Origin of the sequence: Neobacillus sp. 114 (assembly GCF_030127045.1) — a bacterium.
GTDB classification, from domain to species: Bacteria; Bacillota; Bacilli; order Bacillales; family Cytobacillaceae; genus Neobacillus; species Neobacillus rhizophilus.
Genome location: NZ_CP126144.1, coordinates 1,979,076 through 1,993,904 on the forward strand (window position 1 = coordinate 1,979,076; position 14,829 = coordinate 1,993,904).

Genomic DNA, 14,829 nt, shown 5'->3' on the forward strand with positions numbered 1-14,829 from the left:
GGTTACGTATATAGATGAAACTTCCAGGGGGATGAGAAAATGACTGTAACAGAAAATATACAATCGTTAAAGCAGGAGATTAGTAAAGTAATTGTCGGAAAAGACTTGGAAGTAGAGTTGATGGCAATTTCGTTATTGTTTAATGGACATATTTTACTTGAAAGTGTGCCGGGGACAGGAAAGACCATGCTTGCGAAAAGTTTTGCAGCAGCTATTGGCGGGCACTTTTCAAGAATTCAGTTTACCCCCGATGTTCTTCCGAGTGACGTCACGGGAATTCAATTTTTTAATCCGAAGGTACAGGAATTTGAGCTTCGCCCTGGGCCAATCATGGCTAATCTTGTCTTGGCAGATGAGATTAATCGCGCGACTCCGAGAACACAATCCAGTTTATTAGAGGTTATGGAAGAGAGACAGGTCACGATTGACGGTATTACTGTTCCAATTAATGAGCCATTTATGGTCATCGCAACGCAAAACCCTGTAGAATCCCAGCAAGGGACTTTCCCACTGCCTGTTGCGCAAATGGACCGTTTTTTTATGAAAATAAAGGTGGGGTATCCTGCATTTGAAGAAGAAAAACAGATTATGCATAATGGGCGGGTAAATCCAGGGCAGGATCCACTCCGTCAAGTTTTTTCACTTTCTGATCTTGTTGAGTTAAAGAAGACAATAAATAAGGTTTACATGACAAACGATATGGAAGATTACCTGCTATCTATTGTCAGAAGAACAAGGGAGCACAGCAGTATTGAGCTCGGGGTCAGCCCGCGGGGAACATTGGCACTAATGAAAGCTTCTCAAGGGAAAGCTTTTTTAAACGGGCGCACCTTTGTAACGCCTGATGATATAAAGTCAGTTGCTCCATTTGTAATTGGACATCGAATCATCCTATCAATCGAAGGGTCGTTAACCAAATCCCAAGAAGAGATTATTTTGGAAATTATCGATTCGGTTCCGGTTCCAGTAGAAGCGGGGGCAGACGGATGAATTGGAACAAATACTCAATAGAGGACCAGGTAATTCCCAGCCTTGTCGGTTTGGCTATTGTTATGATTATAATTGGACTCTATATCCAATCAAAATGGACTCTTTTTTTAGCCGGCTTTTTTCTGGCAATAATCATATTTAATCGTTATTATTTGAAAAAAGTAGGGAACGGCCTTTTTTTAGAAGATAGGAATGAGTTGAATCGCTTTTTTATTGGTGAGGAGGGTAACTGGAACATTGTGTTCAAAAACCATGGGTATCCAATCATTAAAGGTGAATTAAGAGTCTCCTTTGATTCCTATGTAGCTCCCAAAGGAAATGAACAAGAAGATAGGTTTTCTTTGTACGAGGTTAATGTCCCTTTTTCACTTTTTCCGAATCAAACAAAACATGTGGAGATTCCATTTACAGCAATCAAAAGAGGCATTGCTCGGATTCGCAAAATCGAATACCGTATTCCAAGTTTAATTGGGTTTGGGGAAATGGTGTTAGAGTCCAGATTTCTGTTAAAACAACAGGCTGTTGTTTATCCATCCACCGTACCGGTAAAAGGTTTAGCGGAACAAAAGACGATCCGCCAAGGATATAATGCCGTTCCCTTTTCTGTTTTTGAGGAGCGTCTTGGACCGTTAGGAACGCGGGACTATGTTGCAACCGACAGCTTTAACCGAATTCATTGGAAAGCAAGTGCTAGAAAGCAGATTTTACAAACGAAACTTTATGAAAAAATTTCTGAAAAGGGCTGCGTAATCGCCCTGAATATTTCTAATGGGCATTCCATTACCGGCGATCTTGAAACATACATAAGTGCGATTGCGGAATTTGCATATTATGCCTATCAACAGCAGCTGCCTTATTCTTTATGTATCAACGTTCGAACAGCAGGGAGCACCCCTTTTCTTTATTTGCCCAAAGGGGAGGGAAAAGAACATTTACAAAAGGCCCTGGAAACCCTTTCCTCCATCAGTTCACTTAATACAACCTTACCCTATCATCAGCTTGTTTCATTCTATCAGCGCCATTTCGAAAGACAGCCCTTTTTGATTCATCTCGGAGTCAGGACTGACGAAACAAATAGGCTACTATTAAATGAAGCGCAAAAAGGTGTAAGATTAATGGAATTGAGGTTAGCAGCCGAAGATTGCCTTTTAGGTGAGTTGGAAATTCACAAAGAAAGAAGGCAGCTGCTATGATGTATCGAATTGCAGCCGCATCCTCACATTTTATATTAGAAATAATCATTGCTAATTTATTTCTGTTTTTATTTTTTATCGGTCAAAAAGCGTTTCCCCCTATTTTGCTGTTTTCTTCTTTAGGTTTTATCAGCATCATTTTATTTTTCATATTGCTTGAAAGGTTTGCAAGTAAGGGGAAATGGCTTTTTTTAATCATCATCTTGCCGGTTATCATCATCATCGGTCATCTTGGGGGGCTATCTCTTTTTTTCACATCGGTAATAGGTTTGTTTGTTTTTTGGCGTGGAATTACCATTTATGATGAAAGTTCAGGGCTTTCAAAAACCATACTGTTATTTTTTTCCTTTATTCTTGGGATTATCGCCCTTGTGTATTCCGCAATGATTTCCTATCCATATCAAAATGAGATTATTTTTCAAATTATCCTTTTTATTGTCGTCATCATAATGGACGGTTTCTGTAGGAAGTGGTCTGCAATTACCAATGACAAAACGAAATTTGCCTTTTATTTTTTTAGAATAATGGCAAGTGTGACAGTGATTGGAATTGCCTTTATGTTCTTATTAAAATATATTCAGCTGATTTTCTCGAGTATTTTGCAAGGTATTGTTTTTTTATTTTCAGGCCTTGCAGTCCCCGTGATTCGTTTTATCGAATTTGCGCTATCCTTATTTGGCAGCAGCGCCTATAAACCTACTACAAAGACTGGGGAAGGTACAAACGAGGGGTTTGACTATCAGCCAAGATCCTTCGAAGTAACGGAAAATGTTTTGTATTTTCTTGCTCTCTGCACTGTAGTTGGGTTTGTTATATATTTGCTCCGAAGGAAATCAAGACTGAAGGAAACAGGCAGCCATTTTCATCATTCCGTGATTATTTCTGAAGGCGAGCCTGGCGGAGTATTCACCTCCATTTTTAAAAGAAAGGAAGTGCCGCCGGATGATTTTATTCGAAAGGAAATTTTTCGGCTGGAAAAATTTGCGCATCGTCTGCGTTTAGGACGAGCGGCAAACGAGACGCTTAAAGAGTGGCGGCAAAGGACTGGACTTCATTTGTCAAATGAAACCATTCAAATTTATGAAAGGGTACGCTATGGCGGAGATGAGGCTTCTATTGAGGATAAGAAATATGTTCAACAGGAAGCACAAGCATTAAAATTACATCTGAAGGAAATACGAAAAGAACAAAAAAAATAGACATTTAAAACTAGTAGGTGAACTTAAATACGATGAAACAAAATATCTTGCCGGCCTCTGGAAATATGAAGGAATTTGAGCGGTTTTTACAAAGTCCGTACGAAATTGGGGTTTTTTTAGATATGCATATTGCCCAGCTGAAAAATATTAATCAAATGGCCAAGCAATCTGGGAAAAAAATGATCTACCATGTTGACTTAATTCATGGCATTAAAAATGATGAATATGCAACGGAATATATTTGCCAGGAATTCAAGCCGTACGGACTTATTTCCACAAAGGCTGGTGTGATACAGAAAGCCAAGCAAAAGGGAGTCATTGCGGTGCAGAGAATTTTTTTAATTGACAGCCACGCCCTTGAAAAAAGCTATAAGCTAATCGAAAAAACCCAGCCGGATTATATTGAAGTACTTCCAGGGGCAATGCCGTGGATGATTAAAGAAGTGAAAGAACGCGTTAATATCCCGATTTTTGCAGGCGGCCTAATTCGAACAGCAGTTGAGATCGAAAATGCCTTAAATGCAGGCGCCACTGCAATAACAACCTCAAAAAAAGAACTCTGGAACCGATTTGAAAAAATAGGTTGACACCGTTTTCCTAACTTTATATACTCAATTTAACAAGTTAATACTTTGTGACGGAGATAAGGAGAAACACAGTTGGTCGTTTAATGCGGCTAGTTTGTGGTTCTCCTTTTTTGAATGTGAGGTGTAAGTATGGAAAAGTATATTTTATCACTAGATCAGGGAACTACAAGTTCCCGTGCAATTCTTTTTAATCAAAGTGGCGAAATAGTTTATTCTGCCCAGAAGGAATTTACCCAGTATTTTCCGAAACCGGGCTGGGTAGAGCACAATCCCAATGAAATATGGGGTTCTATTCTTGCTGTTATAGCTGCTGTCCTCTCGGAATCAGGAGTTAAGCCCGAACAGGTTGCCGGAATCGGAATTACCAATCAGCGGGAAACAACTGTTGTCTGGGATAAAGAAACAGGAGTTCCTGTTTATAATGCTATCGTCTGGCAGTCTAGACAAACGACCGAAATATGTGAAGAGTTAAAAGAAAAAGGGTATCAGGAAACCTTCCGTAATAAAACAGGTTTGCTGATTGATGCCTATTTTTCAGGAACGAAAGTAAAATGGATTTTAGACAATGTTGAAGGCGCACGGGAAAGAGCGGAAGCAGGGAAACTGCTATTCGGGACAATTGACACTTGGCTGATTTGGAAATTGTCCGGCAGGCGAGCACATGTGACAGATTATTCCAATGCTTCACGTACGTTGATGTTTAACATCAATGAGCTAAAATGGGATGATGAACTATTGGGAATTTTAAGTGTTCCAAAGTCCATGTTGCCTGAAGTTCGCCCATCATCTGAGGTTTATGCCAACACAATCGATTACCACTTTTTTGGCAAAGAAATACCGATTGCCGGTGTTGCAGGCGATCAGCAGGCAGCCTTGTTTGGCCAGGCTTGCTTTGAAAAAGGGATGGCCAAAAATACGTATGGCACAGGCTGCTTTATGTTAATGAATACTGGGGAAAAGGCTGTCCGTTCAGACCATGGTCTGCTGACAACGATTGCTTGGGGATTGAATGGCAAGGTTGAATATGCGCTCGAAGGCAGCATCTTTGTTGCTGGATCGGCGATTCAATGGTTGCGCGATGGGTTAAGGATGTTCAAGGATGCAAAGGATAGTGAGGTATATGCCCAAAAGGTGGAATCGACTGAAGGTGTATATATCGTACCGGCATTCGTTGGATTAGGAACACCATACTGGGATAGTGAAGTGCGTGGGGCCGTATTTGGCTTGACACGCGGAACAACAAAGGAACATTTTATTAGGGCGACACTTGAATCACTGGCTTACCAAACTAAAGATGTGTTATCTGCGATGGAAGCTGATTCAGGTATTGAACTGAAGACTTTGCGTGTTGACGGCGGTGCTGTAAAGAATAACCTCTTAATGACTTTCCAAAGCGGTATCCTCAATGTGCCGGTTGAAAGACCAGTCATTAATGAAACGACCGCACTCGGTGCAGCCTATTTAGCAGGTCTTGCGGTCGGTTTCTGGAAAAGCCAAGAGGAAATTTCAAAACAATGGGCTATTGATAATCAATTCAATCCAACCATGTCAGAAGAAATCCGGACTGGATTGTATGCCGGCTGGAAAAAAGCAGTAAAAGCAGCGATGGTTTTTAAATAATTAATAACCATTTGAGGTAAATTATGGTATAATATTATCAAGTTAATAAATTGTCTGGAGAAATTGGAGAGACCACAAAACATTATCTAAAAATAGATAATGGCTTTTGTGGTCTCTTTTTATTTCCCCTTAAAAAAGTTTGCATATAATATGGCAATTAAATTGGAGGAAATGACGATGAAATTTTCAAATTTAAATCGTATTGAAATTGCAACTAAACTAAAAAATAAACGATTTGACATTTTAGTAATTGGCGGAGGCATTACAGGTGCCGGAATCGCATTAGACGCGGCAACAAGAGGAATGAGTACAGCCTTGGTTGAAATGCAGGATTTTGCGGCAGGAACCTCCAGCAGATCAACGAAGCTGGTCCATGGCGGGCTTCGTTATTTAAAACAATTTGAAGTGAAGATGGTGGCTGAAGTAGGAAAGGAAAGGGCCATTGTGTATGAAAATGGACCTCATGTGACGACACCTGAATGGATGCTCTTGCCCATGCATACAGGCGGTACTTTCGGCCCGTTCAGCACTTCGATTGGACTTAGGGTATATGACTTTTTGGCAGGGGTGAAAAAATCCGAACGCCGCAGCATGTTATCAGCAGAACAAACGCTCGCTAAGGAGCCACTGGTGAAAAAGGATGGTTTAAAGGGCGCGGGCTATTATGTTGAATATCGTACTGATGATGCTAGACTGACCATTGAAGTGATGAAGGCGGCAGTTGAAAATGGAGCAACTGCCTGCAACTATACAAAGGTAACCAAGCTTATTTATAAAAATGGAAAAGTTGTCGGAGTAGTTGGTGAGGATCAGATAACTGGTGAAAAATACGAAATCAGGGCGAAAAAAATTGTTAATGCTGCCGGTCCTTGGGTTGATCATATCCGTGAAATGGACAAATCTAAAAAAGGAAAAACACTTCAGCTTTCAAAAGGGGTTCATCTAGTTATCGACCAATCCCGATTCCCATTAAAGCAAGCAATATATTTTGATACACCAGACGGTCGAATGGTTTTCGCAATTCCGAGAGATGGGAAGGCTTATGTTGGTACGACTGATACTTTTTATAATGAAGATGCAGTACATCCACAAATGACAAAATCAGACCGTACCTATATCATTAATGCAATTAATTATATGTTTCCAGAGGTTAAGATTACGGAACAGGATATTGAATCCAGCTGGGCTGGCGTACGGCCGCTGATTTATGAGGAAGGAAAGAATGCGTCAGAAATTTCCCGTAAGGATGAAATTTGGGAATCAAATTCTGGTTTGATTACAATTGCCGGCGGCAAATTAACGGGCTATCGGAAAATGGCGGAGACAGTTGTTGATTTGCTAGTTGATAAATTTCAATCAGGAGAAGGGAGAACGCTCCCTTCATGCCAAACAAGAAACATGCCGATATCAGGAGGAAATGTAGGAGGTTCTGCCAATTTTAATTCCTATGTTGCAAAACAAGTTCAGAACGGGACAGAGCTGGGGCTGTCCAGCAAAGAAGCTGAAAAATTAACGAGAATGTACGGGTCAAATATTGACTCTGTCTTTAACCTCTTAAAAGAGAATAAGGATGATGCAGTAAAATACAAACTGCCTTTGGATTTATTTGCAAAACTAATTTACGCAATTGAGCATGAAATGATTGCTACGCCAATCGACTTCTTAAATCGCCGCACTGGTTCAATATTATTTGACATACAAACAGTTCGGAAATATAAAAAACAAGTAATAAATTATATGTCTGCCAAATTTGGCTGGAGTGACAAGGATCAGGCAAAATACTCTTTAGCGGTCGAGGAGGCTTTAGTGTCCGCAGTCACACCGGTCGATGAACCGAACGATTTTCCCCAAGCAGTGAGCGAGAATAAAAAAAATTAGCATTAAAGGTACCAAAAGCCGTCCGTTTGGGCGGTTTTTAATGTTTTTGACGTTTTTGTGAACGTAAACACAAAATATTTGAATGAATTTAAAGAAAATGCTATTCTACCATTTGTAACATTATTATATAACCTTGATAGATAAATAATCATTACATGTTTGGATAACTTTCAGGGGAAAATAAATTTAAATTCTTTACTTTATTTCTTAAATGTCTTATTTGACTAAAGAAGGTATTTTGGCTATTTTATGAAAGTGAGCATTAATTTTTATTTATCTACATAAAAAAAGGAGTTTGATTGAAGATGGCAGAAAAACAATTTACAGTAACAGCAGATACAGGAATTCATGCTAGACCGGCAACACTCTTAGTCCAAACAGCTAGCAGATTTGATTCAGAAATCAATCTTGAACATAAAGGCAAAACAGTTAACTTAAAATCAATTATGGGCGTTATGTCTCTCGGCATTGGCAAGGGAGCCGAAATCAAAATTACAGCAGAAGGCAGCGATGCAAACGATGCTTTAAACAGCCTGGAAGAAACATTGAGAAAAGAAGGATTGGCTGAATAATGACTTTTTTAAAAGGAATTGCTGCATCAAATGGTATCGCCATTGCTAAAGCATACCGCATGGTTGAACCAGATTTATCTTTTGAACAGAAAAAAATTGAAGATGCTTCATCTGAAGTAGCGCGTTTTCGTGATGCCATGGCAAAAGCGAAGTCTGAACTTGAAATCATTCGCGACCGAGCAAAGGTTGACCTTGGCCCTGATAAGGCAGCTATTTTTGAAGCGCATCTCCTTGTTTTAAGTGATCCGGAATTAAATAATCCGATTGAAGATAAGATCGGGTCCGAGAACGTAAATGCAGAAGCAGCGCTTAAAGAAACTGCGGATATGTTTGTGATGATGTTCGAACAAATGGATAATGAATACATGAAGGAGCGTGCTGCGGATATCCGCGACGTGACCAAGCGCGTACTAGCTCATTTATTAGATGTGCAGCTGCCAAATCCAAGCATGATTGCGGAAGAAGTCATTATCGTTTCAGAAGATCTGACCCCTTCGGATACAGCACAATTAAACCGACAATTTGTAAAAGGGTTTACTACAAATATTGGCGGACGGACATCCCACTCCGCTATTATGGCGCGCTCATTGGAAATTCCTGCAGTCGTGGGAACCAAGACAGCTACCGAAGAAATTCAAAATGGCGATTTGGTCATTGTTGATGGGCTAAAGGGTGAAGTACATATTAACCCAACCCCTGAACTCGTGGAGCAGTACAAAAAAGTTCATGAAGATTTCGAAACACAAAAAGCAGAATGGGCCAAGCTTGTCAACGAGCCTACTGTTTCCGCTGACGGGCATCATGTTGAACTGGCTGCTAACATCGGTACTCCAAAAGATTTAAAAGGAGTAAAAGAAAATGGTGGCGAGGGAGTTGGCCTCTATCGTACAGAATTCCTTTATATGGGACGAGACCAGCTGCCAACAGAGGAAGAGCAGTTCGAGGCATATAAGGCAGTCCTAGAAGGAATGGAAGGAAAGCCAGTTGTAGTGCGGACATTGGACATAGGTGGCGACAAAGAGCTTCCATACTTGGAATTACCGAAAGAGATGAATCCATTCTTAGGCTTCCGAGCGATTCGTTTATGTCTGGAAGAGCAAGGAATTTTTCGGACACAGCTTAAGGCATTATTACGCGCAAGTGTATACGGAAACTTGAAAATTATGTTTCCGATGATTGCCACTCTAGATGAATTCAGGGCAGCAAAAACGATTCTTGAAGAGGAAAAGCAAAAATTGATTTCAGAAGGGCAAAAGGTTGCTGAAAAAATTGAACTTGGTATCATGGTTGAAATTCCATCGACTGCGGTTCTGGCTGATCAATTCGCCAAAGAAGTAGATTTCTTCAGTATTGGTACTAATGATTTGATTCAATATACAATGGCAGCCGACCGTATGAATCAGCGTGTCTCCTATCTATACCAGCCATATAGCCCATCAATTTTACGATTAGTAAAAATGGTCATCGATGCTGCTCATGCAGAAGGTAAATGGGCAGGTATGTGCGGAGAAATGGCTGGCGACGAAACAGCGATTCCAATTCTGCTCGGTCTTGGACTTGACGAATTTTCAATGAGCGCCACATCCATTCTTAAAGCACGATCATTAATCAAAAATTTACAGAAATCAGATATGGAAAAGCTTGTGCAGCAAGTCTTGAACATGCAGACAACCGATCAAGTAATTGAAGCAGTAAATGCTGCTGTTAAATAATTGAAAACTCAACATATCTTTCAAAAGGACTGGCTAATATGGCTAGTCCTTTTTTACTGTTTTTATTTTCAATTTATTATGTTCTTTCAGAGAATTTTTAGTTATAATATTAGTCATAAAGACCTGAATTTTAACTTCATACCATGTTGATAGTATGAGGAAATTTGAAAGTCTTCTAAGTAATTTGAATGAAACTTGGGCATCTTAAGTGTAAATCAATGTGGGAGTGGGTAGTATTATGGAACAAAAACCAGTACATTATGACGGCAGTTTCCATCTTGAACAAGCAGAAAATGAAGTGAATGTTAATGAACCTTTTCTAATGACTGATGAAATGAGAAAAAACGTAGGTCAAAGTCCTTATTCAATTGACGCAAATGAATAAAAACTACTATTGGATTTGTCAAAATGACAAATCCTTTTTTTATGTTTGAAAAGCAAAATAATTGATACGTTAAAGCTTTTATTTTAAAGTTACCTTGATTTTAATCATTTCAAACTGAAATAAATTTTGATTGGTTAAAAAATATGATTTTGAATCAGACTATGTATATCAATCGAAGAGAAAGGTGAATGACATGGCACAGGTTTTATATATCACAGCTCACCCTCATGATGAGGCTCAATCTTACAGTATGGCAGTGGGTAAAGCGTTTATTGACACTTACAAACAAGTTAATCCTAATGACGATGTGATCCATTTGGATCTATATTCTGAAAATATCCCTGAAATTGATGTGGATGTGTTCAGTGGATGGGGAAAGTTACGGTCCGGTCAGTCTTTTGATGATTTATCAGCAGACGAAAAGGCAAAAGTCGGCCGTTTAAATGAGTTAAGCGAGCAATTTATTGCAGCAGACAAGTATGTTTTTGTTACCCCTCTATGGAATTTCTCATTTCCTCCTGTCATGAAGGCATATTTTGATTCCGTGGCAGTTGCGGGTAAAACTTTTAAATATACGGAAAAGGGTCCAATTGGTCTATTAACCGATAAAAAGGCATTACATATTCAAGCCAGAGGAGGCTTTTATTCCACAGGGCCGGCAGCAGAACTAGAAATGGGGCACCGTTATATCAATGTCATGATGAGTTTCTTCGGTGTACCTTCCTTCGAAGGACTGTTTGTGGAGGGCCATAATGCCATGCCTGACAAAGCGCAGGAAATCAAAGAAAAAGCAATTGCTCGCGCAAAGGATTTAGCTCATACATTCTAATAGCTAATTATGATAGAGGCTGTCCCAAAAGTGTAACTTTTAGTGGCAGCCTCTTTTTGTATAGCTATATCTTTATTAATTGATTGTCTCTGCTAAAAGGCATGTTTGAATGTATTTAATACTAAATGTATAACGAGGTAATTCATAGAAGGAGTTTATGCTTCTCCTTATGTTTAACACCAAAAATTTTTGGCGATGGTGAAAGATATAAAGGAGTGGTCAAAATGAATAAAAACTTTAAACTTATTTTAGGTCTCTATATCATTTTCGGGTCTTTTCTATTAAGCGGATGTGGAATATTGACTTCCAATGAATTAATTGCGAACCGTTATGCGGATGCTCTGTTAACGAAAAATAACGAAATCCAATTTCGCTTTCGAATAAACAATGAAATTTTGGAGGGACACCAATTATATAAGGTGAAAGTAACCATCCACGATGACCGCTTGGCGGCTGCCATCGGCAGGCGGGAAATTGTCTATGGTGAGGAGCAGGTTCTTAACGGAGAATATATAGACGTTAAGGGGAAAAAGGAGAAATATATCTTTATGGACCCGCTTCCTCTGCAAAAGGATTTGCATATCCAAGAGCTTCAAAATATGATTGAACAGAATAACGCTGTCTCTATCGAAGTGTTCAATAACAAAAAGGTCTTTGGTAGAGCCTTTTTAACAAATTTTTCGTCTGAACTTTAAGACCGGAATAAAAAGTTTCGGTCTTTTTTATTACGATAATATTGGCGGAAAATGCTAAAATAAAAGCAAATATACGAGAGGAGAGATTTTTTTGTTAACAGCAGATAATACAGTAATCGGTTTTATTGGAATAGGGGTGATGGGTAAAAGCATGGCAGGTCATCTGCTTGCTGCAGGATTCCCTGTAATGGTTTATTCAAGAACAAAAGAAAAAGCTGCAGGAATAATCGAAAAAGGAGCTTTATGGGCGGAATCCCCGAGGGCCGTTGCCGAAAAGGCAAACGTGGTTATTACGATGGTAGGGTACCCAAACGATGTTGAGGAGGTCTATTTGGGTGAAAACGGCTTAATTCCAAATGGAATTCCGGGCAGTTATTATATTGACATGACGACTTCTTCACCATCTCTGGCTGAAAAAATATACAACGAGGCTAAAAAAAGAGACATCTATGCGATTGATGCTCCTGTTTCCGGCGGTGATATCGGTGCAAGGGATGGAAAGCTCTCCATTATGATTGGCGGAGACTACGATGCCTTTGAAGCCGTTCACCCGCTATTAAAATTGTTGGGAACCAATATTGTTTACCAAGGACAGGCAGGAGCAGGACAGCATACCAAGATGTGCAACCAAATTGCGATCGCTTCTAATATGATTGGTGTCTGTGAAGCCATTATTTATGCTGAAAAGGCGGGACTTGATCCTGAAACTGTTTTAAAAAGTATCACAGCAGGTGCTGCCGGAAGCTGGTCATTGAGCAATCTGGCGCCAAGAATGTTAAAAGGGGACTTTGAGCCTGGATTTTACATAAAGCATTTTATTAAAGATATGAAAATAGCATTGGATGAGGCTGAACGTATGGATATGGAAGTGCCAGGATTGGCTTTGGCAAAATCCATGTATGATAAGTTAGCTTCCCTGGGTGAAGAAAATAGCGGTACCCAAGCTTTATATAAGTACTGGAAAAAGTAGCGGACCGGCCACAAACTGCCAGGCATAATTACCTCCTTCCTACATGAAACTATTCTAGAAACTAAAATAGGAGGAATGTTTATGGCAAAGCGAACAAAGAAAAACGACCCGCAGCAAAAAAACAAAAAAGGTTTTGATTCTGCAGTATTAAATGAAGAATTTGCCCACGAAATGGGCTCTGCCGATACGAATAAAATTCATCATGATAAGGCAAAAAAGGTAAAAGCAGCGAAAAATAACGGAAAATATAAAGGTTGAATCCATAAAAAAGTAAAAGAGGCTGATTGGCCTCTTTTACTTTTTTAGGAACTGTTCGATTCGATTTAGTCCTTCTTCAAGCGTGCCCATTGAGCAGGCAAAGGATAAACGGAAATATCCTTCTCCGTATTCAGAAAAAGCACTACCGGGTACTACTGCTACCTTTACGTCATTCACAAGTTTAACTGCAAAATCAAAGCTATTCAAAGCAATCGTGCTTGGAATTTTTATAAAGAAGTAAAAGGCCCCGTCTGGCTTGACCACTTCAAAACCCATTGTCTCAAGGCGCTGATAGACATAATCACGACGCTTTTCATATTCCTTTTTCATGGAAAGGGCATCATCAATCCCTGTTGTAAGCGCCTCATATGCAGCTTTTTGAGCAATAGAATTTGCACAGGAAACATTATATTGATGAACCTTTAAGATATGCTTTGCAATATTTTCGGGAGCAAACAAAAAGCCGATTCGCCAGCCCGTCATTGAATGGGACTTAGATAATCCGTTAATGACTATTGTTTGTTCTTTAAGAAAGCTTGCAATCGAATAATGCATCTGGTTATAGGAAAGCTCGCTATATATTTCGTCAGCAAGAACGAAAATATCTTTATCCCTTAAATAATCCGCTATTTCTCGTAGCTCTACTTCGTTTAGACTTACTCCGGTAGGATTTGATGGATAAGGGAGGACGATACAGCGAGTCTTTTCTGTTATGTATGGTTTTATCATATCCAGCGTAAAGCGAAATTGATTTTCGCGAATATCACTATAGATCGGCTGTGCCCCCATCATTCGAATCACCGGTTCGTAACCCGGGTATATCGGTCCGGGTAAAATAACCTCAGTGCCTTCCGTTAAGATGGTCCTTAAAGCAATATCAATTGCTTCACTAGCTCCCATTGTGACGATTACTTCCGATTCCGGCTGGTAGTTCAACTGATATTTCTTTTTTACAAATTCACAAGCAGCCTTTCTTAATTCTATTGTGCCGGCATTATGTGTATAAGAGGTAAAATTATCAGTAATTGCTTCGATACCCGCCTTTTTTACATGCTCCGGGGTAGGGAAATCAGGCTGCCCGATTGTTAAGGAAATCACGTCCTCAACATGGGAAACCATATTGGAAAACCTTCGAATCCCTGAAATTTCAATGTTTTTTACACGTTCATTAAGTAAATGCTCCAAAATTGTCCGTCCTTCCCGCGATAAAATCAATAAAAGTTATTTTGCTTAATTATAGAATATTTACAAGAGATGTTTCTAGTATTAAGAACAAATGAAAAAGGCCGGAAAAGTCCGGCTTTTAAACCACTATGAATATCTTTCACCCAATTTTTTAAAGATCGGTTTTTGATAGGTCCGAGGCCTTTTTCTCGGGCTGCCTGGCGGAGGATCTAGCTCGGTTATGCCTGTATAAGTCTGCAGCAGGGCTTTTGCTGCATTAAGGGACAGTACTGCCTTTGGATTTCGGATATGTCCGTCCAATTTTCCTAAATGAGGAAGATCCATAAAGTCACTCTTAGTAGGCGGAATGTGGAATAGGTAATTTCCGCATTCTACTAAAACATCGGATTGCTGCTGACTATTTCTGGGATGTTCGGAAAAGTGAAGACCCACTTTTTTAGCTTTACCTTCTTCAATCAATTTCTTTAATGATTCTTGTTTTAGTTTATACAAAAACTTGGGATTTGGCGCTGTCTTTGCATGTCGGTTCACGATAAAGACAGCTTGTGAGAGGTTTTCGATGGTTAGGTTTACTTTTTTATGGGGGGATTTCTGGTCGGGATTCAAAATCATATCTCCTTTCTTTTTTAGACAATTATATTATACCGTTTTTTTTAGGAAAATAGAAATACATTAAGTAAAAGAGGAAAAATTTTTGTAGAATAGTCATTATTTTCTATAAATTACTTCCAATCAAATTATTTCGTTGTAAAATAA

15 protein-coding genes are annotated in these 14,829 nt (G+C 39.4%); 13 read left to right on the forward strand and 2 right to left on the reverse strand.

Translation table 11 applies throughout. The features are described from left to right. The first annotated feature begins 39 nt into the window (after nucleotides 1-39). The 13 genes from QNN06_RS09930 (at nucleotide 40) to QNN06_RS09990 (ending at nucleotide 12,888) form a co-directional block, all read left to right on the forward strand. The gene (locus QNN06_RS09930; protein WP_284037514.1) at nucleotides 40-990 is read left to right on the forward strand and encodes an AAA family ATPase; all 951 of its coding nucleotides are present in this window, start codon (nucleotides 40-42) and stop codon (nucleotides 988-990) included. Then, nucleotides 987-2,183, forward strand: a complete 1,197-nt coding sequence (locus QNN06_RS09935; protein ID WP_284037515.1) for a DUF58 domain-containing protein — start codon at nucleotides 987-989, stop codon at nucleotides 2,181-2,183. The genes QNN06_RS09930 and QNN06_RS09935 overlap by 4 nt, the downstream gene beginning before the upstream one ends. Beyond that, complete coding sequence (locus QNN06_RS09940; protein ID WP_284037516.1) at nucleotides 2,180-3,382, forward strand: DUF4129 domain-containing protein; 1,203 nt, start codon at nucleotides 2,180-2,182, stop codon at nucleotides 3,380-3,382. The genes QNN06_RS09935 and QNN06_RS09940 overlap by 4 nt, the downstream gene beginning before the upstream one ends. 32 nt (nucleotides 3,383-3,414) lie before the next feature. Further along, nucleotides 3,415-3,969, forward strand: a complete 555-nt coding sequence (locus QNN06_RS09945; RefSeq protein WP_213116512.1) for a glycerol-3-phosphate responsive antiterminator — start codon at nucleotides 3,415-3,417, stop codon at nucleotides 3,967-3,969. Between the two features lie 129 nt (nucleotides 3,970-4,098). Continuing rightward, nucleotides 4,099-5,589, forward strand: a complete 1,491-nt coding sequence (gene glpK, locus QNN06_RS09950) for a glycerol kinase GlpK (protein WP_213116511.1) — start codon at nucleotides 4,099-4,101, stop codon at nucleotides 5,587-5,589. A gap of 177 nt (nucleotides 5,590-5,766) precedes the next feature. Beyond that, nucleotides 5,767-7,467, forward strand: coding sequence for a glycerol-3-phosphate dehydrogenase/oxidase (locus QNN06_RS09955; protein WP_284037517.1), 1,701 nt, complete (start codon nucleotides 5,767-5,769; stop codon nucleotides 7,465-7,467). Nucleotides 7,468-7,772: 305 nt separating this feature from the next. Beyond that, nucleotides 7,773-8,039 (forward strand): phosphocarrier protein HPr, encoded by a 267-nt coding sequence (locus tag QNN06_RS09960; protein WP_213116509.1) that lies wholly within the window; start codon nucleotides 7,773-7,775, stop codon nucleotides 8,037-8,039. After that, nucleotides 8,039-9,751, forward strand: a complete 1,713-nt coding sequence (ptsP, locus tag QNN06_RS09965; RefSeq protein ID WP_284037518.1) for a phosphoenolpyruvate--protein phosphotransferase — start codon at nucleotides 8,039-8,041, stop codon at nucleotides 9,749-9,751. Before QNN06_RS09960 ends, ptsP begins: the two co-directional genes overlap by 1 nt. A gap of 238 nt (nucleotides 9,752-9,989) precedes the next feature. Next, on the forward strand, nucleotides 9,990-10,136 hold the full coding sequence (locus QNN06_RS09970) for a hypothetical protein (RefSeq protein WP_213116507.1): 147 nt from the start codon (nucleotides 9,990-9,992) through the stop codon (nucleotides 10,134-10,136). Nucleotides 10,137-10,329: 193 nt separating this feature from the next. Continuing rightward, complete coding sequence (locus QNN06_RS09975; RefSeq protein WP_213116506.1) at nucleotides 10,330-10,965, forward strand: FMN-dependent NADH-azoreductase; 636 nt, start codon at nucleotides 10,330-10,332, stop codon at nucleotides 10,963-10,965. A gap of 224 nt (nucleotides 10,966-11,189) precedes the next feature. Continuing rightward, entirely contained in the window at nucleotides 11,190-11,660 is a 471-nt protein-coding gene (locus QNN06_RS09980) for a hypothetical protein (protein WP_213116505.1), read from the forward strand. Nucleotides 11,661-11,751: 91 nt separating this feature from the next. Then, a complete protein-coding gene (locus QNN06_RS09985) occupies nucleotides 11,752-12,630 on the forward strand; it encodes an NAD(P)-dependent oxidoreductase (RefSeq protein ID WP_213116504.1) in 879 nt (292 codons plus the stop codon). 81 nt (nucleotides 12,631-12,711) lie between these two features. Next, complete coding sequence (locus QNN06_RS09990) at nucleotides 12,712-12,888, forward strand: hypothetical protein (RefSeq protein WP_213116503.1); 177 nt, start codon at nucleotides 12,712-12,714, stop codon at nucleotides 12,886-12,888. A gap of 36 nt (nucleotides 12,889-12,924) precedes the next feature. Here the strand turns inward: QNN06_RS09990 and QNN06_RS09995 are convergent, their stop codons facing one another. After that, the gene (locus QNN06_RS09995; RefSeq protein ID WP_284037519.1) at nucleotides 12,925-14,073 is read right to left on the reverse strand and encodes an aminotransferase A; all 1,149 of its coding nucleotides are present in this window, start codon (nucleotides 14,071-14,073) and stop codon (nucleotides 12,925-12,927) included. Between the two features lie 126 nt (nucleotides 14,074-14,199). Further along, entirely contained in the window at nucleotides 14,200-14,679 is a 480-nt protein-coding gene (locus QNN06_RS10000) for a YkyB family protein (protein WP_372447571.1), read from the reverse strand. Between the last annotated feature and the right edge of the window lie 150 nt (nucleotides 14,680-14,829).

Bases quoted from the DNA above. Each gene is read 5' to 3' on its own strand.
- QNN06_RS09930 (WP_284037514.1), top strand. From the start codon at position 40: ATGACTGTAACAGAAAATATACAATCGTTAAAGCAGGAGATTAGTAAA.
- QNN06_RS09935 (WP_284037515.1), top strand. From the start codon at position 987: ATGAATTGGAACAAATACTCAATAGAGGACCAGGTAATTCCCAGCCTT.
- QNN06_RS09940 (WP_284037516.1), top strand. From the start codon at position 2,180: ATGATGTATCGAATTGCAGCCGCATCCTCACATTTTATATTAGAAATA.
- QNN06_RS09945 (WP_213116512.1), top strand. From the start codon at position 3,415: ATGAAACAAAATATCTTGCCGGCCTCTGGAAATATGAAGGAATTTGAG.
- glpK (WP_213116511.1), top strand. From the start codon at position 4,099: ATGGAAAAGTATATTTTATCACTAGATCAGGGAACTACAAGTTCCCGT.
- QNN06_RS09955 (WP_284037517.1), top strand. From the start codon at position 5,767: ATGAAATTTTCAAATTTAAATCGTATTGAAATTGCAACTAAACTAAAA.
- QNN06_RS09960 (WP_213116509.1), top strand. From the start codon at position 7,773: ATGGCAGAAAAACAATTTACAGTAACAGCAGATACAGGAATTCATGCT.
- ptsP (WP_284037518.1), top strand. From the start codon at position 8,039: ATGACTTTTTTAAAAGGAATTGCTGCATCAAATGGTATCGCCATTGCT.
- QNN06_RS09970 (WP_213116507.1), top strand. From the start codon at position 9,990: ATGGAACAAAAACCAGTACATTATGACGGCAGTTTCCATCTTGAACAA.
- QNN06_RS09975 (WP_213116506.1), top strand. From the start codon at position 10,330: ATGGCACAGGTTTTATATATCACAGCTCACCCTCATGATGAGGCTCAA.
- QNN06_RS09980 (WP_213116505.1), top strand. From the start codon at position 11,190: ATGAATAAAAACTTTAAACTTATTTTAGGTCTCTATATCATTTTCGGG.
- QNN06_RS09990 (WP_213116503.1), top strand. From the start codon at position 12,712: ATGGCAAAGCGAACAAAGAAAAACGACCCGCAGCAAAAAAACAAAAAA.